General features: G+C 64.9%; 19 protein-coding genes. 14 read left to right on the top strand and 5 right to left on the bottom strand.

The genetic code is table 11. From position 1 onward, the window contains the following. Positions 1–41 precede the first annotated feature (41 nt). Positions 42–2,759, bottom strand: a complete 2,718-nt coding sequence (locus tag ABDK11_RS09760) for an HAD-IC family P-type ATPase (protein ID WP_346840100.1) — start codon at positions 2,757–2,759, stop codon at positions 42–44. Positions 2,760–2,920: 161 nt separating this feature from the next. Here ABDK11_RS09760 and ABDK11_RS09755 point away from each other — a divergent pair, with 161 nt between their 5' ends. The 6 genes from ABDK11_RS09755 to ABDK11_RS09730 all read left to right on the top strand — a co-directional run bounded on the left by ABDK11_RS09755 (position 2,921) and on the right by ABDK11_RS09730 (position 8,712). Beyond that, entirely contained in the window at positions 2,921–3,412 is a 492-nt protein-coding gene (locus ABDK11_RS09755; protein ID WP_346840099.1) for a Crp/Fnr family transcriptional regulator, read from the top strand. A gap of 32 nt (positions 3,413–3,444) precedes the next feature. Further along, positions 3,445–5,208 carry an acetate--CoA ligase gene (acsA, locus tag ABDK11_RS09750; protein WP_346840098.1) on the top strand — a complete coding sequence of 588 codons (1,764 nt, stop codon included), beginning with the start codon at positions 3,445–3,447 and terminating at the stop codon, positions 5,206–5,208. Then, positions 5,205–6,188, top strand: coding sequence for a pyruvate dehydrogenase (acetyl-transferring) E1 component subunit alpha (gene pdhA / locus ABDK11_RS09745; protein ID WP_346840097.1), 984 nt, complete (start codon positions 5,205–5,207; stop codon positions 6,186–6,188). Before acsA ends, pdhA begins: the two co-directional genes overlap by 4 nt. Before the next feature lie 94 nt (positions 6,189–6,282). Next, positions 6,283–7,263 carry an alpha-ketoacid dehydrogenase subunit beta gene (locus tag ABDK11_RS09740; protein WP_346840096.1) on the top strand — a complete coding sequence of 327 codons (981 nt, stop codon included), beginning with the start codon at positions 6,283–6,285 and terminating at the stop codon, positions 7,261–7,263. Then, positions 7,256–8,452, top strand: coding sequence for a dihydrolipoamide acetyltransferase family protein (locus ABDK11_RS09735; protein WP_346840095.1), 1,197 nt, complete (start codon positions 7,256–7,258; stop codon positions 8,450–8,452). Before ABDK11_RS09740 ends, ABDK11_RS09735 begins: the two co-directional genes overlap by 8 nt. Then, positions 8,449–8,712, top strand: a complete 264-nt coding sequence (locus tag ABDK11_RS09730) for a phosphopantetheine-binding protein (RefSeq protein ID WP_346840094.1) — start codon at positions 8,449–8,451, stop codon at positions 8,710–8,712. Before ABDK11_RS09735 ends, ABDK11_RS09730 begins: the two co-directional genes overlap by 4 nt. Positions 8,713–8,781: 69 nt before the next feature. Here ABDK11_RS09730 and ppk2 read toward each other — a convergent pair whose 3' ends face one another. Beyond that, complete coding sequence (gene ppk2, locus ABDK11_RS09725; protein WP_346840093.1) at positions 8,782–9,576, bottom strand: polyphosphate kinase 2; 795 nt, start codon at positions 9,574–9,576, stop codon at positions 8,782–8,784. 222 nt (positions 9,577–9,798) lie between these two features. Between ppk2 and ABDK11_RS09720 the strand changes: the two genes are divergently transcribed. The 3 genes from ABDK11_RS09720 to ABDK11_RS09710 all read left to right on the top strand — a co-directional run bounded on the left by ABDK11_RS09720 (position 9,799) and on the right by ABDK11_RS09710 (position 14,143). Further along, positions 9,799–12,252, top strand: a complete 2,454-nt coding sequence (locus ABDK11_RS09720; RefSeq protein WP_346840092.1) for a xylulose 5-phosphate 3-epimerase — start codon at positions 9,799–9,801, stop codon at positions 12,250–12,252. Next, positions 12,249–13,139, top strand: coding sequence for a ribose-phosphate pyrophosphokinase (locus ABDK11_RS09715; protein WP_346840091.1), 891 nt, complete (start codon positions 12,249–12,251; stop codon positions 13,137–13,139). The genes ABDK11_RS09720 and ABDK11_RS09715 overlap by 4 nt, the downstream gene beginning before the upstream one ends. An 80-nt stretch (positions 13,140–13,219) precedes the next feature. Next, entirely contained in the window at positions 13,220–14,143 is a 924-nt protein-coding gene (locus tag ABDK11_RS09710) for a cation transporter (RefSeq protein WP_346840090.1), read from the top strand. 53 nt (positions 14,144–14,196) lie between these two features. On the opposite strand, the gene ABDK11_RS09705 is transcribed toward ABDK11_RS09710, so the two are convergent. Next, positions 14,197–14,442 (bottom strand): bacteriophage holin, encoded by a 246-nt coding sequence (locus ABDK11_RS09705; RefSeq protein WP_346840089.1) that lies wholly within the window; start codon positions 14,440–14,442, stop codon positions 14,197–14,199. A gap of 264 nt (positions 14,443–14,706) precedes the next feature. Here ABDK11_RS09705 and ABDK11_RS09700 point away from each other — a divergent pair, with 264 nt between their 5' ends. The 5 genes from ABDK11_RS09700 to ABDK11_RS09680 are packed head-to-tail and all read left to right on the top strand — an operon-like array spanning position 14,707 to position 21,867. Then, positions 14,707–15,576 (top strand): cytochrome c oxidase assembly protein, encoded by an 870-nt coding sequence (locus tag ABDK11_RS09700; RefSeq protein WP_346840088.1) that lies wholly within the window; start codon positions 14,707–14,709, stop codon positions 15,574–15,576. Continuing rightward, positions 15,563–16,192 carry an SCO family protein gene (locus ABDK11_RS09695; RefSeq protein ID WP_346840087.1) on the top strand — a complete coding sequence of 210 codons (630 nt, stop codon included), beginning with the start codon at positions 15,563–15,565 and terminating at the stop codon, positions 16,190–16,192. The genes ABDK11_RS09700 and ABDK11_RS09695 overlap by 14 nt, the downstream gene beginning before the upstream one ends. A 46-nt stretch (positions 16,193–16,238) precedes the next feature. Next, on the top strand, positions 16,239–17,639 hold the full coding sequence (locus ABDK11_RS09690) for a TolC family protein (protein ID WP_346840086.1): 1,401 nt from the start codon (positions 16,239–16,241) through the stop codon (positions 17,637–17,639). A 50-nt stretch (positions 17,640–17,689) separates the two neighbouring features. Then, positions 17,690–18,733: a multidrug transporter gene (locus ABDK11_RS09685; protein ID WP_346840085.1), complete on the top strand. Its 1,044-nt coding sequence runs from the start codon at positions 17,690–17,692 to the stop codon at positions 18,731–18,733. After that, positions 18,733–21,867, top strand: a complete 3,135-nt coding sequence (locus tag ABDK11_RS09680; protein WP_346840084.1) for an efflux RND transporter permease subunit — start codon at positions 18,733–18,735, stop codon at positions 21,865–21,867. The genes ABDK11_RS09685 and ABDK11_RS09680 overlap by 1 nt, the downstream gene beginning before the upstream one ends. Before the next feature lie 182 nt (positions 21,868–22,049). Here the strand turns inward: ABDK11_RS09680 and ABDK11_RS09675 are convergent, their stop codons facing one another. Both ABDK11_RS09675 and ABDK11_RS09670 read right to left on the bottom strand, forming a co-directional pair. Beyond that, a complete protein-coding gene (locus ABDK11_RS09675) occupies positions 22,050–22,802 on the bottom strand; it encodes an SDR family oxidoreductase (RefSeq protein WP_346840083.1) in 753 nt (250 codons plus the stop codon). A 70-nt stretch (positions 22,803–22,872) separates the two neighbouring features. Next, entirely contained in the window at positions 22,873–23,211 is a 339-nt protein-coding gene (locus ABDK11_RS09670) for a hypothetical protein (RefSeq protein WP_346840082.1), read from the bottom strand. Positions 23,212–23,360 lie beyond the last annotated feature (149 nt).

The following is a 23,360-nucleotide window of genomic DNA, read 5'->3' as shown; positions in this document are numbered from 1 at the left end:
TCAGAAGTGTGCCGCGCGCACTTACAGGGGCTCCGCGCACCCTAACGGTGCGCTTTCGTTAGCCGCAATAGAAGCTCCATCGCCAGCACCTGCAGCAACGCCACGCCCAGCAGCGTGCCCCATTGCGCCGCCCCCACCGGGGAAACCCCCAGTACCCGCTGCATCAACGGCGAGTACAGGGCCAGAATATGAATACCCTGTGCCGCCAGGGTGCCCAGTAACAGGACCGGATTGTTGAACAGGGATTGGCGCAGCAGAGAGTGGTGCTCGGAGCGGCTATTCAGTACCTGCACATTCTCGAACAGCACCATCAGTAACAGCACGCTGTTGCGCGCGGTCTCCACCGTCGAGCCCTGTGCCAGCAGCCAGGAAAAACAAGCGAAGGCCAGCCCGCCCATTACCAGCCCGGAGGTGAGTACCCGGCGCAACATCAGCGGGTTGAACAGCGACTCCCGCGGCGGTCGCGGCGGCCTGCGCATCTCGTCGCCTTCGCCCGGCTCCAGCGCCAGGCCGATACTCTGTACACTGTTGGTGACCAGGTTCAGCCACAGCAGCTGTACCGGCGTCAGCGGCAGCGGCAGGCCAAAGCCGGTGGTCAATATGAACAACACCACTTCCGCAGCACCGGTGGAGATCAGGAAGAAAATCACCTTGCGGATATTCTGGTAGGCGATACGTCCCTCTTCGACGCCGGCCACCACCGAGGCGAAGTTATCGTCGGTCAGCAACAGGTCGGCGGACTCCTTGGCCGCCTCGGTGCCCTGCTCGCCCATGGCCACGCCCACATGCGCCGCCCGCAGCGCCGGGGCATCGTTGACCCCGTCGCCGGTGACCGCGACAAACTCCCCCTGGCGCTGCAGCGATTGCACAATCGTCAGCTTCTGCTCCGGCGACACCCGCGCATAGACCCGGGCACCGGCAGTCAGCGCGTCCACGGCGCCGGCCCCAGCGCCCTCGGCCCGGGCCAGCTCGGTGCCGGTCACCGCGCCATCGCCGCTGCCCGCCAGCGACAGTTCCCGCGCGATACTGAGCGCCGTGTGCGGGTGGTCGCCGGTCAACATGCATACATGAATCCCCGCATGGCGACACTGCGCCACCGCTGCGGCCGCCTCCGGGCGCAGCGGATCGAACATGCCCACCAGCCCCAGCAGACACAGGTCCCGCAACGCCTCCGTCTCGAAAGCGCGCGCGTCGTGCCAACCGCCCTCCGCGAGGGCCAGCACCCGCGCACCGCGCTGCGCCAGCTTGTGCATCTGCGCCAGTGCGCGCTGGCCATCCAGTGGAACATCCCCCGCGGTGGATGCCATCGTCGTGCACATGGGCAGCACCTTCTCCAGCGCCCCCTTTACACACACCAGGCGCCGCTCGCCATCGCCGTGCAGCGTAGCGGCGAAACCAAACGCCGGTTCGTAGTGGATCTGCACCTGCAGCGGGTGCTCCTGCAGCAATTGCTGACGCGTGTAGCCGACCTTGTGCGCCATCACCAGCAATGCCTGGTCCACCGCATCGCCGCTACTGTGCCACTGGCCGTTGTCCAGTGGATGCAGCTCCGCTTCATTACACAGCGCCGCTACGCGGGCGAACCGCGCCAGCAGTTCGCCGCCTTGTGGCAGCGGCTTTTCATCCACGGGCAGGCTGCCACCGTCAATTTTTATGCCGTTGCCGTCGCAGAAGACCACTTCACTGGCGGTAAGCCGGTTTTCCGTCAGGGTACCGGTTTTGTCGGCGGCGATGACGGTACAGGAACCGAGGCTCTCTACCGCTACCAGTTTGCGCACGATGACATTGCGCTTGACCATGCGCCGGGTACCGATGGACAGCACCACCGTCAACGCCATCGGTAATCCCTCGGGAATCGCCGACACCGCCAGTGCCACCACCGTCATAAAAATCACCAGCGGCGGTGTCTGGCGCATCAGTTCGATCGCAGCCAGCACCGCTACCGTGCACAACAGTGCGATAGTGAGTTTCTTGCTGAAGCGTTCAATACGCAGGAACAGTGGCGGTTTCACTTCCTCGGCGGCTTCGAGACTCAAACTCAGTTTGCCCATCTCGGTGTGCAGCCCGGTGGCGATCACCAGACCGCGGCCGCGGCCGGCACTGACCAGGCTGCCGGCAAAACACTGATTGGCCCGCTCCGCCACCGGTGTCGTCGCTTCCGCCAGCGTTGCGCTGTCTTTATAAACCGGCAGGGATTCCCCCGTGAGCACCGACTCGTCCACCTCCAGCCCGCTGGCATCGAGCAGGCGCAGGTCTGCCGGAACCCGGTCGCCGGAGGCGAGCAATACCAGGTCGCCGGGCACCAGTAACCCGGCATCGATTTCGCTGATCCGCCCGTCGCGCACTACCCGCGCGCGGCTCACCATCAGCTTGCGCAGAGCCTGGGCGCTGTGGTGCGCGTGATTTTCCTGCAGCGCACCGATCAGTGCATTCAGTAACAGAATCAGTCCGATAAAGGAGGCGTCGGCAAGTTTTCCCACGCTGAGGGAAACCAGCATCGCCGCCAGCAGCACATAGATCAACGGGCTGGCGAACTGGCGCAGGAACAGGCGCGCAAATCCCGGCAAACGCGGCAAGGGCAGCGCGTTGGGGCCACAACTGGCCAGGCGGCGCTCGGCATCTGCGGTGGACAGGCCGTTCTCGCCACTGTTCAGCCGGGCGGCCACTTCAGCTGAAGGCAGGCAGTGCCAATGGTGCTGGCTGTGGGTATCGGTCATAGCGGCGATGATGGGAGACGGTTGGGGAACGGTTTGACTCACTGATGCTGCAACATTAGCCGAAAAACCCGTTCCCCCGCCCCACCAAACACATCCCACTCCGCTGGGCAGGCGCACATCCCGCGCCGGGCACGGCAGCCCGGTCGACAGTGGCCCATACTTAACCAGATTCGGCCACAGGTCGCCAAAGTGGGATAGCGATCGTGCGATATGTAGATGGCGCACTTTTACAGGATCAACTCGGCATTCAGCATTTGCAGGACGCCGCGGCATTCGGGGCCCTGTCCGACGAAGCCATCAGCTACCTGATGCAAAAGGGCCGTATTCACGCGTTATGCAAGGGCGACACGCTGATCGACACCGGCATGCCGTCGGGTTCCTTCTTTATTGTGTTGAGTGGCTCGCTGTCCTACTACCAGGCAACCAATCACAACATTGAGCATATCTACGACTTCCACTTTGGCGAGGCCATTGGCTTCGTCAGTATGATCGCGATGACACCGTGGCCGGGCACCACTATCGCCAGCAGCGACAGTCATGTGCTGGAGGTAACCTCGGATCTGTTCTACACCCTGCATAGTGAGAGACCACTGGATTTCGGCATTCTGTTGATCAACCTGTCACGGGAACTGGCGCGCAGGATCCTGGACCTGATCCAGATGGTGGCGGAACTGAAAGAAGACGCCAAGCGTTGAGCCTGGCTTACCGAATTTTTGCTTGAAAAATCATGTCCCGACAAACGATCCGCAAAAACAGCGAAGACTGGGAACTGATTCCCAACCTGCTCGACTACCACTCCGCCCGCGAACACTTCAGCTGGGCACACGAACGCGACGAGCTACAGGGGCTGCCCGGCGGCGCGCTGAATATTGCTTTTGAAGCCGTAGACCGCCACGCCGCCGGCGATCGCTGCGACCACGTGGCGCTGCGCTGGCTGGATAACAGCGGCGCGGCGACCGATTTCACCTATGGCGAACTCAGCCGGCACAGCAACCGCTTCGCCAATGTGCTGCGCAGCCTGGGCGTCGCCAAGGGGGAGCGCGTCTTCGCCCTCAGCGAACGGATTCCCGCACTGTACATCACCGCCCTCGGCACCCTGAAAAACGGCAGCGTGTTCTGCCCGCTGTTCTCCGCCTTCGGCCCGGAGCCGCTGCAGTCGCGCCTGACCATCGGCGACGCCAGGGTACTGGTCACCACCGAGAAACTGTACCGGCGCAAGGTGGCGCCGCTGCGCGAGGCACTGCCACAGCTGCAACATGTGTTACTGGTGCGCGAAACCCCACAGGGAGAATTGCCCGACGGCACGCTGGACTTCCACCAGCTGCTCGAGAGCGCGGCCGACCAGTGCACCATCGAGCCTACGGCTCCAGAGGACCCGGCGCTGCTGCATTTTACCAGCGGTACCACCGGTACCCCGAAAGGCGCACTGCATGTGCACGAGGCAGTAGTGGCCCATTACGCCAGCGCGCGCCTGGCGCTGGATCTGCACCCGCAGGATGTTTTCTGGTGCACCGCCGACCCCGGCTGGGTGACCGGCACCAGCTACGGCATCATCGCGCCGCTGACCATCGGCGCCACCATGATCGTCGACAGTGCGGAATTCGAACCGCAGCGCTGGTACGGCATCCTGCGCGATCACCAGGTCAGCGTCTGGTACACCGCACCCACCGCCGTACGCATGATGATGAAATACGGCGCTGAGCTGGCGCAGCAGTTCACATTACCGGCGCTGCGATTTATGGCCAGTGTCGGAGAACCCCTCAACCCCGAGGCCGTGTACTGGGGGGAAGAGGCCTTCGGCCTGCCGTTTCACGACAACTGGTGGCAGACCGAAACCGGCGGCATCATGATCGCCAACTTCCTCAGCCAGCCGATCCGTCCCGGCTCCATGGGCCGGCCCTTGCCCGGCATTGAGGCCGCCGTGGTACGGCGCCGCGCTGACGGTTCGGTGGAGGTAATCGAGGAAGCGGATCACGAGGGCGAACTGGCGCTGAAGCGCGGCTGGCCGTCGATGTTCCGCGCTTACCTGCACGAAGAGGCGCGCTACCGCCAGTGCTTCAGCGGCGACTGGTACCTGACCGGGGATCTGGCACGGCGCGACGCAGACGGGTACTTCTGGTTCGTCGGCCGCGCCGACGACGTGATCAAATCCTCCGGCCACCTGATCGGCCCGTTCGAGGTGGAGAGCGCACTGATGGAACACCCGGCCGTGGCCGAGGCCGCGGTGATCGGCGTGCCGGACGAGGTGGCCGGACAGGCCGTGAAAGCATTCGTGTCGCTGAAGCCCGGTTTTAGCGCGGATGAGACGCTGCAGCGGGAAATCCTGGCGCTGGCGCGCAAGCGCCTGGGCCCGGCGGTGGCGCCGCGGCAGCTGCAGATTGAAGACAACCTGCCGCGCACCCGCTCCGGCAAGATCATGCGGCGCCTGCTCAAGGCGCGCGAACTGGGCCTGCCCGAGGGCGACACCTCGACCCTGGAGGGCAAATCATGACCGACAAGCCCTCGCAGATCGGCCGCAAACAGGGCCTGCGCTGGCTGCGCGACATGACCCGCATCCGCCGCATGGAGGAACAGTGCGCGGAACTCTACGGCCAGGAAAAGATTCGCGGATTCCTGCACCTGTATATCGGCGAGGAAGCGGTGGCCGCGGGTTGTATCCCGGAGCTCGACAAAGACGACGCCGTCGTCGCCACTTACCGTGAACACGGCCACGCGCTGATGCGCGGCATTGCCATGGACGCGATCCTGGCGGAAATGTACGGCAAACGCGAAGGCTGCTCGGGGGGCCGTGGCGGCTCCATGCACCTGTTCGATGCCGCGACACGCTTCTATGGCGGCAATGCCATCGTCTCCGGCGGCCTGCCGCTCGCCGTCGGCCTGGCGCTGGCGGACAAGATGCAGCAGCGACCCGGGGTCACCGCCTGCTTTTTCGGTGAGGGCGCGGTTGCCGAGGGCGAATTCCACGAATCCCTCAACCTCGCGGCACTGTGGCAGCTGCCGGTGCTGTTCGTGTGTGAAAACAATCTCTATGCCATGGGCACCGCACTGGCGCGCTCCGAATCAGTCACCGATATTCACCAGAAGGCCGCCGCCTACGGCATCTTCTCCGCGGCGGTGGACGGCATGGACGTCATGTCGGTCAATACCGCCATGCGCGATGCCGTGCGCAGGGTGCGCGAGCAGCGGGTGCCCGCCTTCCTCGAGATGCGTACCTATCGCTTCCGCGCCCACTCCATGTTCGACCCGGAGCTATACCGCAGCAAGGAGGAGGTGGAGCAGTGGAAACAGCTGTGCCCGATCGCCACCCTCAGCGCGCGCCTGCAGGCCCAGCAGCTGCTCGACAGGCCCGGACTCGAAGCGATCGAAAAGGACGTCGCCGAGGAAATTCGCGCGGCCACCACCTTCGCCGAGGCGGGTCACTGGGAGCCGCAGGAAGATCTGATGAAGGACGTCTACACCGGACGCGAGTAACGGACAGGAGTGTTTTGGGGCTGCGCTAACGGAAAAATCGAATGGAATACGCCGAGCACCTGCCAATCCTGCAGATAAATTCACAGGAAGTGCAATGAAAACCACCTATCGCGAAGCCATGCGCAATGCGCTGCGCGACGCCCTGCAGTCCGACGAACGGGTCTTCCTGATGGGCGAAGACGTGGGCCGCTACGGCGGCTGCTACGCGGTCAGCAAGGGGCTGTTGCAGGAGTTCGGCGAGGCGCGCATCCGCGATACGCCACTGTCGGAATCCGCTTTTGTGGGCGCCGGTATCGGTGCGGCGCTCGGCGGCATGCGGCCGATCGTCGAGGTGATGACGGTCAACTTCAGCCTGCTGTGCCTCGACCAGATCGTGAATACCGCCGCCACGCTGCGGCATATGTCCGGCGGCCAGTTCAATGTGCCGGTGGTGCTGCGCATGACCACCGGCGCCGGCCGCCAGCTGGCCGCCCAGCACTCCCACAGCCTGGAATGCTGGTACGCCCACGTCCCCGGCCTGCGCGTGATCGCCCCGGCCACGCTGGAGGATATGCGCGGCATGCTGGCGCTGGCGCTGGAAGACCCGGACCCGGTAATCCTTTTCGAGCACAACGCGCTCTACAACATGGAGGGCGAGCTGGATGAAAGCCTGCCGGTGACCGAATTGCGCCGCGCCGCCGTGCGCCGCGGCGGCGAGGACATCAGCCTGATCACCTACGGCGGCAATCTGCCCAAGACGCTGCAGGCCGCGGAGCAACTGGCGCAGGAGGGAATCAGCGCCGAGGTCGTCGACCTGCGCTCGCTGCGGCCACTCGACGAGAAGACGATTCTCGCCTCGGTGCGCAAGACCCGCCGCGCGGTGATGGTGGATGAGGGCTGGCGCAGCGGCAGCCTCGCCGCGGAAATCGGCATGCGCATCGCCGAGCAGGCCTTTTACGACCTGGACGCGCCGCTCTCCCGGGTGTGCACCGCCGAAGTACCCATCCCCTACGCCAGGCACCTGGAGCAGGCCGCGCTGCCCCAGGCGGAAACCATCGCGGCAACAGCGCGTGAGGCAATGGCCCGCAATGTCTGACTTTCACCTGCCTTCCCTGGGCGCGGATATGGAATCCGCCACACTGCGGGAATGGTTCGTCAAACCCGGCGATCGCGTGAAAAAAGGCGATATCGTCGCCGCGGTGGAGACCGACAAGGGCATTATCGATATCGAAATTTTCGAATCCGGTACTTTCGACAACATCCTCGTACAGCCGGATCAGAAGGTTCCGGTGGGTACGGTGCTCGCCACCTACAGCGTCGAGGGCGAAACCGCAGACACGGCCGCAGGGGCCGTTGCCGCGCAGCAACCCGCGTCCCAAAAAACAGAAAAGTCCAGCGCGCCGCCTGCCTCGACAATCGCACAGCGCGGCGGCGCAACGACAGCGGCGCACGCGCGCTTGCGCATCTCCCCCGCCGCACGCCGCCGCGCGCGCGAGCTGGGTATCGACCCGAGCGGTATAACCGGCAGCGGCCCCGGTGGCGCCATCAGCGTGGAGGACGTGGTGCACAGTGCCGGCCCCGCGGCCCCGGCGACCAGGCCGCAGCCCGCTGAGAGGCCTGCCGCGGGCGACATGCGCCACGCCATCGCCGCCGCCGTGGCGCACTCCAAGCGGGAAATTCCGCACTACTATCTTTCCACCAGCATCGACCTGTCGCGCGCACTCGACTGGCTGCAGGCGCACAATGCGGAACGCCCGTTGCAGCAGCGCGCCGTCTACGCACTACTGCTGCTGAAGGCGGTGGCGCGGGCAGTGCAGAAAACCCCGGAGCTGAACGGCTTCTTTATCGACGGCGCGACACAACGGCACGATGAGGTACATATCGGCGTGGCCATCTCGCTGCGCAGCGGCGGCCTGGTGGTACCGGCACTGCACAGTGTGCAGGACAAGGGTATCGACGCGCTGATGCCGGAGTTCGCCGATCTGGTGAACCGCGCCCGCGGCGGCCACCTGCGCGCAACAGAGCTGCAGGATGCCACCATCACCGTCACCAGCCTCGGCGAACAGGGTGTGGAAACCGTATTCCCGATCATCTACCCGCCGCAGGTGGCGATTGTCGGCTTCGGCTCCATCGTCGAACGCGTGTGGCCGGTCGATGGCAAGCCGCAGCTGCGCCGCATCATCAACGCCAGCCTCGCCGCCGATCACCGCGTCAGCGACGGTCACCGCGGCGGCATCTTCCTGACCGAACTGGATCGATTGCTACAGGAGCCGGAAGCGCTATGACCCGCGACGAGATCAGGGCCCTGACCCTGGAAAAGCTGCTGCAAGTGGCGCCGGACATCGACCCGCAGCAGCTGGAGGCGAAAACGCCGATCCGTGATCAGTACGACTTCGACTCGATGGATTTCCTGAATTTCGCCATTGCCGTGGGACGGGAGTTCCAGCTGGATATTCCGGAACAGGACTACAACAAGCTGCAGAGCCTCGATGACACCGTCGACTACCTGCAGCAGAGGATCGGCGGCAGCGCCTCCGGGGAATAGCCGCTACCCGGCCGCCCCCCGCGGAGCGCGGAATTTGGCGGCGCCCCCTGCCCCCCTGACCCGGTGCCATCAAGGTGCAATCTTGCCGCTGAGCAGATGCGCGCCGTCGTAGGGAAAGACAATATCGGGATCGGGAGCCTCGGCCTGCTGATCCGACTCCGGGCACTCCACCGTGGCCAGGATATGGCGGATGACATTCAGGCGCGCGGTTTTCTTGTCATCGGCGCACACCACGTACCAGGGGGCGATTTCACTGTGGCTGCGGGCGAGCATTTCGTTGCGGGCCACGCTGTACTCGTCCCAGTGCTTCAGCGCCACCTTGTCCACCGGGCTGACCTTCCACTGTTTGAGCGGGTCCACCTTGCGCGCCTTCAGGCGCTGGCGCTGCTCCTCTCTATCGATATCCAGGTAGTACTTGATGATCTGGATCCCCGAGCGCACCAGCATCGTCTCGAACGGCACCACCGCATCCATAAACTCGCGGTACTCATGGTCGGTGCAGAAGCCCATCACCCGCTCGACGCCGGCGCGGTTGTACCAGCTGCGGTTGAACAGCACCATTTCCTGGCGCGACGGCAGGTGCGAGGCATAGCGCTGGAAATACCAGCTGGCGTTATCCCGGTCCGATGGCTTGCCCAGTGCCACCACCCGCGTCTCCCGTGGGCTCAGGTGCTCGATGATGCGCTTGATGGTGCCATCCTTGCCCGCCCCGTCGCGGCCCTCGAACAGGATGGCAATCTGCAGGTCGTGCTGGATCAGGTGTCGCTGCAGCGTGACCAGCTTGATCTGCAGCGCGCGCAGCTCCTTTTTGTACTTTTTCTTCCGCGACTTCGCGCCCGAAGGGTGTTTGCCATCCTGTTTCATTCCTGCCTCCGTGACCGATGACACGCGCCCGCCTGCCGATCCCGCTGACGACCGACACCGCCTGGCGGCAACAGATGCCAGCGCCAATACACAGCAACAACAGGCTGAAGACACCCGTTGCCGACTCGACTATTACTGTCATTTAACCTTAGTTGTGAGCATGGCGAAACGGCACCGGAAAGTCACCACGGCGCTGTCGGTGCCACAGCAGCGGAGCGGGTAATGAACCGGAATATGCACCAGTGGCACAGACAGGAGCGCCAGGCGCGCAGCTACCGCGAGCATCACGCCGACTTCGCCACCTGGGCCGCGGGCTGCGGTGTCATCCACCACCGCGCCGACACCCAGGTCAACGTGTTCCGCCTGGCCTGCGACCTGGAGCAGCGCGGTGCCGTCGGCGACAGGGCGGACGTGTTCCTGCTGCTGGCGGCGGCCGACCGCCTGGCACTCGCGGCCATGTGGCTGGTGGTGCACATGACCTATGCCAAGCGCGTGTATATCGACGGCCGCCCCCTGGTCGCCGGCGATTTCAAGGCCGACCCGCAGGGCCACTCCGGCGGCGCCCTGAATATGGTGCCCGGCTATATCGGCTACCTGGCCGCCAACGCCCTCGGCGGCATCACCCGCAGCTGGCTGATGGGCCAGGGCCACTGCGTTGCCGCCATCGACGCCTGCAACCTGCTGGTGGGCAATATGGAAGCGGCGCACGCGGACCGCTACGGCTGGTCGGATGCCGGGCTCACCCGGCTGGTGCAGGATTTCTATTCCTACGCGCTCGACGCGCACGGCCACCCCGCGTCACCGCTGGGCAGCCACGTCAATGTGCACACCGCCGGCGGCATTCTCGAGGGCGGCTACCTGGGCTTTGCCGAACTGCAGTATGTGCATATGCCGCTGCCCGGCGAGCGGCTGGTGGCCTTCGTCAGCGACGGCGCCTTCGAGGAACAGCGCGGCAGCGACTGGGCGCCGCGCTGGTGGCGCGCCGAGGACTGTGGTCTGGTCACCCCCATCATGATCGCCAACGGGCGGCGCATCGAACAGCGCTCCACGCTGTTCCAGCAGGGCGGCGTCGACTGGTTCGCCGCCCACCTGCGCCTGAACGGTTTCGACCCGCTGCTGATCGACGGCACCGACCCGGCGGCGTTTGCCTGGGCCATTTTCGAGGCGGAGGAGCGCCTGCAGGGCTGCGTCGATGCGATCAAAAATGGCAGCGCCCACTACCCCGTGCCGCTGCACTATGTGATCGCCGAAGCCCCCAAGGGCTATGGCTTTCCGGGGGCCGGCACCAACCGCGCGCACAGCCTGCCGCTGTCGGCCAATCCGGCACAGGACGATGGCGCCCGCCGGGAATTCAACGCGGGCACCGCCGAATTGTTTATCGAGGAGAGAGAGCTGCTCGCGGTGCTGCCCTACTTCACCGACCACGCCGCCCAGAACCGCCCGCAGGAAAAAGATCACCCGCTGGGCAGGCGCGCGGTCGAGCTGCAGCATTTGCCACCGCCGGACTGGAAAACCACCGACGAGCGCGAGTCGCCGATGGCGGCGCTCGACGGCTATTTTGTCGCCGTCACCGCCGCCAATCCCGAGTGGCGGGTGCGCATCGGCAACCCCGACGAGCTGCACAGCAACCGCTTCTACTGCACGCTGGAGCGCTTCCGTCACCGGGTATACGTGCCAGAAGCCGGCAGTGACGAGGCTGTCGACGGCGCGGTGATCACCGCGCTCAACGAGGAAGCCGTGGCCTGCGCGGCACTGGGCAACAAGGGCGGTATCAATCTGGTGGTCAGTTATGAGGCCTTCGCGGTAAAGATGCTCGGCATCATCCGCCAGGAGCTGATCTTTGCGCGCCACCAGAAAGAGGCCGGCCGGCCGCCCCGGTGGCTATCGGTGCCCTTCCTGCTCAGTTCGCACACCTGGGAGAACGGCAAGAATGAACAGTCCCACCAGGACCCCACCCTGTGCGAGGCAATGCTGGGCGAACTGTCCGACACCAGTGTGGTGCGCTTCCCGGTAGACGCCAACAGCGCCACAGCGGCGCTGGCGGACTGCTACCAGCGACAGGGGGAACTGCACGCGCTGGTCGTGCCGAAACGGGAACTGCCAGTATTGCTCGACGGCGAGCAGGCGCAACAACTGGTGCGCGACGGCGCCCTGCTGCTGAAGGGCCGCGCGGCCGCCAGCGTGCGCCTGGTCGCCGTGGGCGCGTACCAGCTGCAGCAATGTCTGCTGGCCTACCAGCGCCTGGAGAAGCGCGGCGTCGATGCCGCGCTGGTGTGCCTGCTGGAACCGGGGCGCTTTCGTCGCGACTTCCGCGACGCGCGCGAGCGGGCCGCGGGGGCGGAGACATCGCTGGTCGCGGCACTGTTTCCCGCTGCCGCCACCGCCACGCTGGTGGCCTGCCACACGCGCCCCGAAGCATTGACCGGCCTGTTGCCGGGCGGCGGTCGACACACCTGTTGTGGCTACCGCAACCAGGGCGGCACTCTGGATACCGAAGGCATGCTGTTCGCCAACGGCTGCAGCTGGTTACAGCTGTTGCAATCACTCGCCGCGCTGCTGGAGGTCGAACTGTCCGAGTGGCTGGAAGCCAACGAGCTCGCAGCCCTGGCAGGCAAAGCCGACCCGCGCCCGCTGCTGCGCTTTCCCGGCAGCGCAATCGGCAGGGACGCGCAATGACCGATTTCCTGTTCAACCTGCACCCCAATCGCACCCTCGCCGAAGCCGTGACAGCGGGCCTGGCCGCGGTCGAAGGCCGGCTGGAGCGGCGCCAGTTTCCCGATGGCGAGAGCTACTTTCGCGTACGCGCCGAGGTTGCCGGACGCACAGTGGTACTGCTCGCAGACCTGCACCAGCCGGATCGCAACGCCCTGCCGGCCCTGCTACTCGCGCAGACCCTGCGCGACCTGGGGGCGGAATCGGTGTTGCTGGCGGCGCCCTATCTACCCTATATGCGCCAGGACAAACGCTTTCACCCCGGTGAAGGGATCACCTCGCGCTATTTTGCCCGCCTGCTGTCGTCCTGCGTCGATGCGCTGGTTACCGTGGATCCGCACCTGCACCGCTATGCATCGCTGTCGGAGATCTACACGATTCCCGCTCGGGCCCTGCAGGCGGCGCCATTGATTGCGCAGTGGATCGCGGCCAATATCGAGCGGCCGCTGCTGATCGGCCCCGACAGCGAAAGTGCGCAATGGGTGCAGGCGGTAGCCGAGCGCGCGGAAGCCCCCTGCACGGTCCTGGATAAAACCCGCCACGGCGATCGGGATGTGGAAGTCAGTGCGCCGGATATCGACCATTGGCGCGACCACACGCCAGTGCTGGTAGACGATATCGTCTCCAGCGGGCACACGATGCTGGAAACCCTGAAGCAGCTGCAGCAGCTCGGATTGCCGAAGGCGGTGTGCATCGCCGTGCACGGCGTCTTCGCCGATACGGCCGCGGCGCAACTGGCCGCCAGCGCGGCGCGCGTGGTTACCTGCAACTCCATTCCGCACGCGACCAATGCCATCGATCTCGCCGGCCTGCTCGCCGCGGGGATTCGCGCGCTGGAGACGCCGCGGTAACTATCCGCTACCCTTCGTGCAGCTGGCGCGTATCCGTGAAGCCAGCGCAGAAATATCCAAATAGTGAAGTTGGAGGTATCGTGGAGAAAACCCGTGGCGACAACAGTGCCTGCCCCCCGGCACCGGCGGTCGATGGCGATGCAGTGGAAGGCAGTGCCGTCGATGGAGACAGCGCAGCCGCGTCCCCGCAGCACGGCAATCGGGTGAGCGTCTTTTCCGTCACGAAGATGGACTGCCCCACGGAAGAGCGGATGATTCGCCTCGCATTAAGCGAATTTGACGGCATTCACACACTGTCTTTCGACCTGCCCAACCGCCGCCTGGAAATCGTGCACAGCGGTGCGCCCGCCCCGATTGCGGACAAACTCCAGCGCCTGCGGCTGGGTGCCCGCCTGCTGGAATCCCACGCCGCCGATGAACAGACCGCAACGGAAGCGCCCGCGGGGCCGGCCGAAGATGAATCGAAAAGCCTGCGTTTACTGCTCGCGATCAATGCGCTGATGTTTGTGCTGGAACTGGCCGCGGGGGTAATTGCCGAGTCCACCGGGCTGATCGCCGACGCCCTGGATATGCTTGCCGACGCGGCGGTCTATGGCCTGGCGCTCTACGCCGTCGGGCACAGCGTAAAAATGCAGGTGCGCGCCGCCCATTTTGCCGGCGTGCTGCAGCTGATTCTGGCCCTTGGGGTACTCGCTGAAGTGGCGCGGCGTTTTGTCTTCGGCAGCGAGCCGCAATCGCAACTGATGATGGCCGTCGCGCTGCTCGCCCTGCTCGCCAATGCCGCGTGTTTAATGCTGATCGCCAGACACCGTAAAGGCGGAGCGCATATGCGGGCGAGCTGGATTTTCTCGGCCAACGACGTGCTGATCAACCTGGGTGTCATCGCGGCAGGTGCCCTGGTCGCCTGGACCGGGTCCCGCTACCCGGATCTGGTGATCGGGACCATTGTGGGGCTGATCGTCCTCAACGGCGCCCGGCGGATTCTGGCGCTGAAGGCGCAATAGGCGGCCGCTCGATGCGGCCATCGCCCGGGGAGTTTAAGTGCTCTCCAGGGAGCTCACTTGGACAGTTTGTTGTAAATCCAGCCAATCACCACACCGGCGATGTAACCGTCGACAAATCCCCACACCGCGCCGATCACGGCACCCGCGAGGGTCGGCCCATAACCGATGTACAGGGAGCCGAGTACCTCGACCAGGGTGGTTCCCCACCCGAACAGCGCAGTGATACCGCAGAAGAAAACATAGAGCGCCCACAGCGCACCAATGGCAACGCCGAGGGCATTGGGAGCAATGGATTTCATCGGATTTACCCCTGCTGGTTGTTCGCCCACACGTTTGCAACCGGGCACGCTTTCTGGCCGGGCTAAACGCTGACACTTTCATCAGCCTATCACGCCGGCACTCCGCGGGCAGTTGCGCGCGCGGTATCGGCAATGGGTTGCCCGCCATATTCCCGGTGCAAATCGTGCCCCTTTATGGCACTGTTGTGGCAGAGGCATCCCCGACAGCGGGCAAGCGCGCTAGGGAATTGCCGGCAGTCGTCGCTTTCCGGAGAGTGGAGTTCGATGCTGAACAGCCTGTTGCCGTGGGAGTTTTCCGCCAGCTGGTTCCTGGCCTGCCTGGGAGCCATTGCACTCTACCTGCGCGGGATACGGCAGCGCCGCCGCCGCGGAACGCCGGTCGGTTTCTGGCGACCGCTCGCCTTCCTGCTCGGTGTCGCCGCCATCTATACAGTGACGCAGACGCGTTACGACTACCTCGCCCAGTACATGTTCTTCACCCACCGCGGCCAGCATCTGGTACTGCACCACCTGGCACCGTTTCTGATCGCCCTGGCGGCACCGCTGCCAATCCTCACCGCCGGGCTGCCACCATTCCTTACCCGCATGCCGGCAATGAACGCGGTCGGCCGCGTGCTGCGGCCGCTGTACCGCACCATCCAGCATCCATTTGTCGCACCGCTGTTGTTCGTCGGCCTGATCTATTTCTGGCTGACGCCGGCCGTGCATTTCGACGCCATGCTGAGCCGGCCACTGTACGACCTGATGAACTGGAGCATGGCCATCGAGGGGCTGCTGTTCTGGTGGCTGATTCTCGACCCGCGCCCCGCGGGCGCCGGCGGTCTCGCCTACGGCAAGCGCATTGCCATTCTGGTCGCGGTGATGCCACCACAGATTGCGCTGGGGGCCTATATCACCTTCAGCGATCACGTGCTGTACGACGTCTACGCCGTATGCGGGCGCGCCTGGCCGCTCCCGCCACTGACCGACCAGCAACTCGGCGGCCTGCTCACCTGGATTCCGGCGGCGATGATGAGCGTGGTCGGCACGTTGATTGTGCTCAGGTATCTCCTGCACGGCCAGCGCAGCGCCGCCGTCAGCTCCCCCAACAATGTGGACACCGATAAGGCGGAGGCCGGCAATGCGGCAATTTGACCAACCATGGATACGGATGTGCGCCCTGGCGCTGCTCGCACTGTTCTCGCTATTCTCACTTTTACTTGGCGGCTGTGGTGACCGCGGCTGGCAAACCAAAGATATCTCCGGGCTGATGCCGCCGCTCGAATTCAAGCTCACCGACGAAAACGGGCGCATGGTGAGCGCCGCAGATTACCGCGGCAAACCGACGCTGCTGTTTTTCGGTTTTACCCACTGTCCCAAAGTCTGCCCCACCACCCTCGCGCGGCTGGCAGGGATCGCCAGGCAGCTGGGTGACCCGGAGCACAAGGGCGCACCCGCGGACCTGCAGGTGCTGTTCGTGTCGGTGGATCCGGCGCGTGACGACCCGATAAGCCTGCGCCAATATACCGACGCCTTCGGCCCGGAGTTTATCGGGCTCACCGGCAGCAAGACGGCCCTCACCGCGCTGACGCGCCGCTACCGTGTCACTTACGGCTACGGCGACAAGGATGCCGACGGCAATTACGCCGTGTCCCACGCCAGTGCCGTGTTCGCCTTCGACCGCGCCGGCAACGCGCAGCTGCTGATCCGCAGTGGCGACCCGACCGCCGCGGTAACGGCGGATTTGCGCCGACTGCTCGCCAGCGGTTAAATCGCCACGCGAAGCAGGAAAATTTTCGCCAGGTAACGGCACAGTCATGAAGCAACGGTTCACCGCCACTTTTCTGCTATTGGCACTTTTATTGGCACTCGCCGGGTGCGCCAGCTACACACCCGAACCCCTGGATCCGGCCGCGCAACAGGCGGCGCTGCAACAGCGCCGCCTGGACGATCCGGGCCTGCACCGCTATATCCGCGGTACTGACGCTGGCGGCGAAACCGCCGCGTGGCCGCCCGCATCCTGGGACCTGCCGCTACTGACTTTGACTGCACTCTACTACCAGCCGGACATCGACCGCGCCGGGGCCCGGCGCCTGGCGGCCGAGGCAGCAGTGATCAGCGCCGGTGGCCGCCCCAACCCCACCGCCGATGTTTCCAGCGAGCACAGCGCCAACCCGCCGGAGGATATCTCGCCCTGGACCAATGGCATCAGCCTGCAGCTGCCAATCGAAACGGCCGGCAAACGCCCGTTGCGCATCGATACCGCGCAGGCGCGCGCGCGCGCCGCGCAGCTGCGCGAAGTCGACACCCTGTGGCAGGTGCGCAGCCGAGTGCGCGCCACCCTGCTGGCATCCTATCCGCAGGAAACGGCGCTGCAGCAGCAGCGCGACCTGCAGCGGCAGATCACCGCCATCCTGCAGCGCCGCCTGGATGCCGGCTACGCCTCGCGCCCGGAGTTGACCCGGGCGCAACTGGACCTCGACAGCACCACCCTGTCTCTCGGCGAGGCGCGCAAGGCGCGCGCGGAAAATCTCGCCCACCTCGCCGCCGCCGTGGGCCTGCCCGCGGCGGCACTGGACGATGTACAGATCTCCTATGACAGCTTCGCGCGTTTGCCCGCACCACAAACGCTGCCCGACGCGCAGGCGCGCCAGCTGGCGCTGCTGAATCGGGCGGACGTGCTCGCCGCACTGGCGGATTACGAGGCCGCCCAGTCGGACCTGCAGTTGGAAATCGCCCGGCAGTACCCCGACCTGAACATCGGCCCCGGCTATCTTTGGGACCAGGGCGAGCGCAAGTGGACCCTGGACCTGTCGCTGCTGGCGCCGCTGCTCAACCGCAATCGCGGCCCCATCGCCGAGGCGCGCGCACAACGCCAGGTGGCGGCCGCGGCCTTCCTCAGCGCGCAGGCAGAAGCCATCGCGGAACTGGACACCGCACTGACCGGATACCGCCACGCCGCGCAGATACTGCGCGACGCCGAGGCGCTGCTGCAGCGCCAGCAACACAACGAACAGGCGACGGGAACCGCCTTCCGCGCCGGCGAGGCGGACCGGCTCGACTGGCTTTCGGCCCGCTACGAGACCGCCGCCGCCGAGCAGGCCCGCACGCGCGCGCTGATCGAGGCCAACCGCAGCCTCGGACAACTGGAAGATGCACTGCGCCTGCCGCTCGGCGCAGACGCATCCGCGGCACTGTCGACGCCGTACGCCAAATAAGACGCCGTGAGCTAATTAAGCCGTGAGCCAATGAAAAGGAACCGCAATCGATGAGAAGAATGCCCCGGCTGCCGCTTGCCATCGGTATCGCCATCGTCGTCGCGGCACTCATAATTTGGGGCTTTATCGAGGGCCGCAAGGAACTGGCGCAGGAGCGCGAGAGCGAAAAACCGCTCGCATCACCCTCGCGGGTGGTCGCCACCGAAAACGGCAGCGAGGTGGTGCTGGATGACGAGGCGCAGCGGCGCGCGGGTATCCGCGTCGCCCGCCTGCCGCAGGCGCAGCGCAGCGCGCGGCTGGATGCGCTGGCCACGGTGGAGCCGGCGCGCGAACTGATCGAATTGCGCAGCCGCTATGTCGCCGCGGCCGCGGAGGCCGAACGCCAGGCCGCCGCACTGGAGGCCTCGCGGCGTGAATACCAGCGCGTAAAGGCGCTGCACGGCGACGACCGCAATCTTTCCGACCGCGCGCTACAGGCTGCGGAAGCAACCTGGCGGGGCGACGCCGCAGCACTGCGGGCCGCGCGCGCAGAGACCGACGCCGTCATCCGCGATGCCCGCAGCACCTGGGGCGATGCCCTTACCGCGGCGACGACACGGGAGACGCAGCGCTTCCTCGACCTGGCGCGCGGGAAGCTGGTGCTGCTGCGCATCGCCCTGCCCGCCAATCACCAGCTGGAAACACCGCCGGTCACCGCCAGCGTCATCGGCGACGACGGACAATCCCGGCCCGCCACACTGATAGCCCCGGCGCCGCAGGCCGATCCGCGCATCCAGGGCCCGACCTTTTTCTACAGCGCCGCGGCTGCGGGCCTGCTGCCAGGCAGTGTACTCGCGGCGCAGCTGCCGCAGGGTAAACCCCGCGCCGGGGTGACAATCCCGGCCGCGGCCGTGGTGTCCTGGCAGGGCGTGCGCTGGTATTACGCCGAGCGCACCCCCGGGCACTTTGTGCGGCAGGCGCTGCGCGACGGTGAGCCGGTCACCGATGGCTGGTTTGTGCCGGGACAGGCGCCGCTCGGGGTAGTAACCCGGGGCGCGCAGGCGCTGTTGTCGGAGGAACTGCGCAGCCAGATCCAGGTGGGAGACGAAGACTGATGCGCGAGACTCCCGGAGCCGGCGCCCTCGCCGGTGTGGTCGGCTTCTCGCTGCGCTACCGGGGCGCGGTGATCGCACTGGCGGTACTGCTGGCAGGCTACAGCCTCTACCAGATCGGCCGCGCCAACTACGATGTTTTCCCCGAATTCGCGCCGCCGCAGGTCTCGGTGCAGACAGAGGCACCGGGGCTGGCGCCGGAGCAGGTGGAAGTGCTGGTCACCCAGCCGCTGGAAAATGCCGTCAATGGCGTGCCGGGCCTGGACCAGCTGCGCTCCCAGTCGATCCAGGGGCTGTCGGTGGTCACCGCCACTTTCGATCCGGGCACGGATATCTACCGCGACCGCCAGAACCTGGGCGAGCGCCTGGGTGCGCTAACCGGGGAAATGCCGGCCGGGGTCAAAGCACCGGTGATGTCGCCGCTGACCTCCTCCACCAGCGTGATGATGGTGGTCGGCCTGACCTCTAAAAAACATTCGCTGATGGATCTGCGCACCCTCGCCGACTGGACCGTGAAACCGCGCCTGCTGGCTGCACACGGTGTCTCCAAAGTGGCCGTGTTCGGCGGTGACGTGAAGCAGTACCAGGTGCAGGTCGATCCGCAAAAACTGTGCAAGTACGGCCTGTCACTCACCGCCGTCAGCGCCGCGGCCGAGCGCGCCACCGGCGTGCGCGGTGCCGGCTTTATCGACAGCGCCAACCAGCGCATCGTACTGCAGAGCTACGGCCAGGCGGCGGATGCCGATGCCATCGCCGCCACGTTGGTGCGCCAGCACGACGGCGCCGACCTGACCCTCGGTGACGTGGCACAGGTACGCGCGGCGCCGGCGCCCACCGCCGGCGCCGCCACCGTTAACGGCAAGCCGGGGGTGCAGCTGGTGATCTCCGAGCAGTACAGCGCTAATACCCTGGCGGTAACCGGCGCCGTGGAGCGCTCGCTGGCGCAGCTGCGCCCGGCGCTGGAGGCCGAAGGGGTGCAACTGCACGGCGATATATTCCGCCCCGCCAACTTCATCGAAACCGCCACCGCCAACCTGTACCACTCGCTCGCTTTCGGCGGCCTGCTGGTGGTGGCGGTGGTGGTGCTGTTCCTGTTCGAGTGGCGCACGTCGGCCATCGCGCTGACCGCCATCCCGCTGTCGTTACTGGCCGCAGTCACGGTCATGAACCTGCGTGGCATCAGCCTCAACACCATGACCCTCGGTGGTCTGGCGATCGCCGTGGGCCTGCTGGTGGACGACGCCATCATCGTGGTGGAAAACGTGCACCGGCGACTGCGCGAGTCCCCCGCCAATTCGTCGCCCGCGGCGCTGCTGCCGGGGGTACTGAACGCGGTGCTGGAAGTGCGCAGTGCGGTGGTCTATGCAACGCTGGCCATCGCCCTGGTGTTCCTGCCGGTACTCACCCTGCCGGGGCTCGCGGGCCGGTTGTTTTCGCCGCTGGCCACGGCCTATCTGCTCGCCACGCTCGCCTCGCTGCTGGTCGCGATCACCGTCACCCCGGCCCTGTGCCTGACCCTGCTGCCGGCCGGCGAACTGGAACAGCGCGATGCGCCGCCGGTGCGCTGGCTGAAACGGCATTACCGCGACCTGGTGGCCGGCGTCGAGCGCCGCTACCACACGGTGATCGTGGCCGTGGCGCTGCTCACGCTGGCGGCGCTGGCCATGCTGCCGTTTCTGGGCGGCAGCTTCCTGCCGGAGCTGCAGGAGGGGCACTATATCGTGCACATGTCCGCGGTGCCCGGTACCTCCCTGCAGGAATCCCTGCGCCTGGGTCGCGGGGTCAGTGCCGCGTTAAAGAAGCTGCCGTTCGTGCGCTCGGTCAGCCAGCGCGTCGGCCGCGCCGAACTGGCGGATGACACCAACGGCACCCACTACAGCGAGTTCGAGGTGCCGCTGAAACCGCTGTCCGGTGGAGAGGCGGAATCCGCACTGGCGGACATCCGCAAAGCGCTGGTGAATTTTCCCGGAGTCAATTTCGCGGTCAACACCTTCCTCACCGAACGTGTGGAGGAAACCCTGTCCGGCTACACCGCCGAGGTGGTGATCAATATTTACGGCGACAACCTCGACACCCTCGATCGCGAGGCGCAGCGGGTGGCCGCGGTGCTGGGGCGGGTGCCCGGCGCCGCGGAGGTGCAGATACCGGCACCGCCGGGCATGCCGGAAATCGGTATCCGCCTGCGGCCGGAGGCGCTGGCGCAGTGGGGCTTCGACGCGGTGGATGTACTGGAGGCAATCGAGACTGCCGGCAAGGGACAGGTGGTGGGGCAGGTGTACGACGGCAATCGCGTGTTCGATGTCAGCGTGATCCTGGCGCCGGAACAGCGCACGCGCATCGAGGACATCCGCGCCCTGCCCCTGCGCAACGGCGCGGGCAAGATCCTGCGCCTCGACCAGCTCGCCGATGTCTACACCGACTCAGGGCGCTACCTGGTGTTGCACGACGGTGCGCGGCGGGTGCAGGCGGTGACCGCCAATACCGCGGGGCGCGACGTGGCGTCCTTCGTCGCCGAGGCAAAACGGAAAATTGCGCACGAGGTCCAGCTGGCACCGGGGCACTATATCGAGTTCGGTGGCACCGCCGAGGCGCAGGCGGCTTCGGTGCGCGACCTGGTCGTACATTCGCTGATCGCCGCGGTGGCCATCTGCCTGATGCTGTGGATTGTGCTGGGCCGCGTGCGCAACCTGGCGCTGTTGATGCTCAACCTGCCCTTCGGCCTCGCCGGCGGTGTCATCGCCGCCTTCGCCGGGGGCGGCGGCCTGTCGCTGGGCGCACTGGTGGGCTTTGTCACCCTGTTCGGTATCACCCTGCGCAACTCGGTGATGCTGCTGTCCCACTACCAGCACCTGGTGGCGGTGGAGGGACTGCAGTGGGGCCCCGACACCGCCGCGCGCGGCGCCGGCGAGCGGCTCGCGCCCATCCTGATGACGGCCCTGGCCACCGCGCTGGGGCTGTTGCCACTGGCAATCGGCAGCGGCGACCCGGGCCGCGAGATCGAGGGGCCCATGGCCTGGGTAATCCTCGGCGGCCTGTTCACCTCCACCGCACTCAACCTGCTGGTGATGCCCAGCCTCGCGCTGCGCTACGGGCGCTTCGCGGTCGACCCTGCCACTCCAGTGCCAGAGTCAATCTAACCAACCTGAAAGAACCGGATGGCCGGTAAGGGCCCGGCAAAGCAACACTATCCCGGGCCCTACCCGCTATGTACTACTAGCAGTGAAATACGCCTTCTGAAGATCACCGGCAGGACAAACAGCAACTCCCGCCTTAGCCGGGAGTTGCTGCGCTAAAATTGCCATTCACCCTTTCAGAATTTTTATGATTCGGAAAGTCCACCGTCAACACTAACGATCTGACCGCTCAACCATTTAGCACGCGGGCTGGCCACCTCGACAATCCAGTGTGCGACGTCTTCCGGAACTCCGCGCCGTCCCAGCGGAATCGCGTTCTTTTCCTGCTCTTTGACGGCTGATATCTGCTCGTCCGTAAGGCGCATCCTTTCCTTTAGGAACTGGCTCTCCGTCGGTCCCGGAGCAATCGCGTTAACACGAATATTTTTCGCCGCCAACTCCAGTGCCCACGACTTGGTCATATACTCTATTGCCGCCTTACTCCCGCCATAGATGGAGAGCTGTGCACCGGCTTTATGGCCGAAGGTGCTGGAAATATTTATGATGGAACCCCCCGACTTTTCAAGATAGGGGATGCTCAATTTCGCCAGCATGGCCGCAGAAAACACATTGACATTAAACACGTCATTTAACGCTTTATAGTTAATTTCCTCTACCGGGAGAATGGCACCGGCACCAGCGTTATTCACCAACACATCAATTCCACCCAGCTCCTTTACCGCAAAATTCACGATTCTTTCCGCTGAATCATAATCGCTGGAGTCCGCCTGCAACGCTATGATATTCGGGTTCTCAGCTTCTACCTTTCTTAAGACACCCTCCCTGCGGCCAGTTATCAGTACTCTTGCACCACGCTCGGCAAACCGCTTTGCGGCCTGCAACCCAATGCCCGCGTTTCCACCCGTAACTATGACTACCTTATCCTTGAAATCATCCATGCCAAGCCTCACTAACCATATCGTTAAACAATAAAGAAAAAATCTACCGAAAACTCTATTACATTGAAATTTACGTGCGGTGCATACTCACCTGGGAACCAACATCGTCCAGCTCTGCGGAAGCAATAAATGCAGACAAAAATCCAGGAAACCTGCTTTCCAGGTCACCTATTCTCAATTTAACAAAACAGCGAGTCCCCTCCTCCCGAGTCATGGTCAATCCAGATCTTCGCAGAACTTTCATATGGTGGCTTAACGTCGATTTTGCCACTGGCGCACTGATATCACCCCAGCCATACTCCCTACCGTCATATAGGCAGCGGACAACGCCACAGCGTATTGGATCAACAAGTGCCGCCATCACATCAATCAAACGGATATCTTTTGTCAGGGGATGTTGAGATGACATACTCTCTCCACACTACGCAATATGTACGGTCGCAACGAATCGATAAATAACGCCAGTCAATTCAGGATTCCAATACGACATGTACCAGCTCGCCGACTAACGCATTGTTCGATGCTCATAAAACATAAAATAGTGTCACTTTCTTAACA

This window comes from Microbulbifer sp. SAOS-129_SWC (assembly GCF_039696035.1).
Taxonomy (GTDB): domain Bacteria; phylum Pseudomonadota; class Gammaproteobacteria; order Pseudomonadales; family Cellvibrionaceae; genus Microbulbifer.
Note: the sequence above shows the minus strand (reverse complement) of the source record. Positions and strands in the feature narration are given on the sequence as shown.

Bases quoted from the DNA above. Each gene is read 5' to 3' on its own strand.
- acsA (WP_346840098.1), top strand. From the start codon at position 3,445: ATGTCCCGACAAACGATCCGCAAAAACAGCGAAGACTGGGAACTGATT.
- pdhA (WP_346840097.1), top strand. From the start codon at position 5,205: ATGACCGACAAGCCCTCGCAGATCGGCCGCAAACAGGGCCTGCGCTGG.
- ABDK11_RS09740 (WP_346840096.1), top strand. From the start codon at position 6,283: ATGAAAACCACCTATCGCGAAGCCATGCGCAATGCGCTGCGCGACGCC.
- ABDK11_RS09735 (WP_346840095.1), top strand. From the start codon at position 7,256: ATGTCTGACTTTCACCTGCCTTCCCTGGGCGCGGATATGGAATCCGCC.
- ABDK11_RS09730 (WP_346840094.1), top strand. From the start codon at position 8,449: ATGACCCGCGACGAGATCAGGGCCCTGACCCTGGAAAAGCTGCTGCAA.
- ppk2 (WP_346840093.1), bottom strand. From the start codon at position 9,576: ATGAAACAGGATGGCAAACACCCTTCGGGCGCGAAGTCGCGGAAGAAA.
- ABDK11_RS09720 (WP_346840092.1), top strand. From the start codon at position 9,799: ATGAACCGGAATATGCACCAGTGGCACAGACAGGAGCGCCAGGCGCGC.
- ABDK11_RS09715 (WP_346840091.1), top strand. From the start codon at position 12,249: ATGACCGATTTCCTGTTCAACCTGCACCCCAATCGCACCCTCGCCGAA.
- ABDK11_RS09705 (WP_346840089.1), bottom strand. From the start codon at position 14,442: ATGAAATCCATTGCTCCCAATGCCCTCGGCGTTGCCATTGGTGCGCTG.
- ABDK11_RS09700 (WP_346840088.1), top strand. From the start codon at position 14,707: ATGCTGAACAGCCTGTTGCCGTGGGAGTTTTCCGCCAGCTGGTTCCTG.
- ABDK11_RS09695 (WP_346840087.1), top strand. From the start codon at position 15,563: ATGCGGCAATTTGACCAACCATGGATACGGATGTGCGCCCTGGCGCTG.
- ABDK11_RS09690 (WP_346840086.1), top strand. From the start codon at position 16,239: ATGAAGCAACGGTTCACCGCCACTTTTCTGCTATTGGCACTTTTATTG.
- ABDK11_RS09685 (WP_346840085.1), top strand. From the start codon at position 17,690: ATGAGAAGAATGCCCCGGCTGCCGCTTGCCATCGGTATCGCCATCGTC.
- ABDK11_RS09680 (WP_346840084.1), top strand. From the start codon at position 18,733: ATGCGCGAGACTCCCGGAGCCGGCGCCCTCGCCGGTGTGGTCGGCTTC.
- ABDK11_RS09675 (WP_346840083.1), bottom strand. From the start codon at position 22,802: ATGGATGATTTCAAGGATAAGGTAGTCATAGTTACGGGTGGAAACGCG.
- ABDK11_RS09670 (WP_346840082.1), bottom strand. From the start codon at position 23,211: ATGTCATCTCAACATCCCCTGACAAAAGATATCCGTTTGATTGATGTG.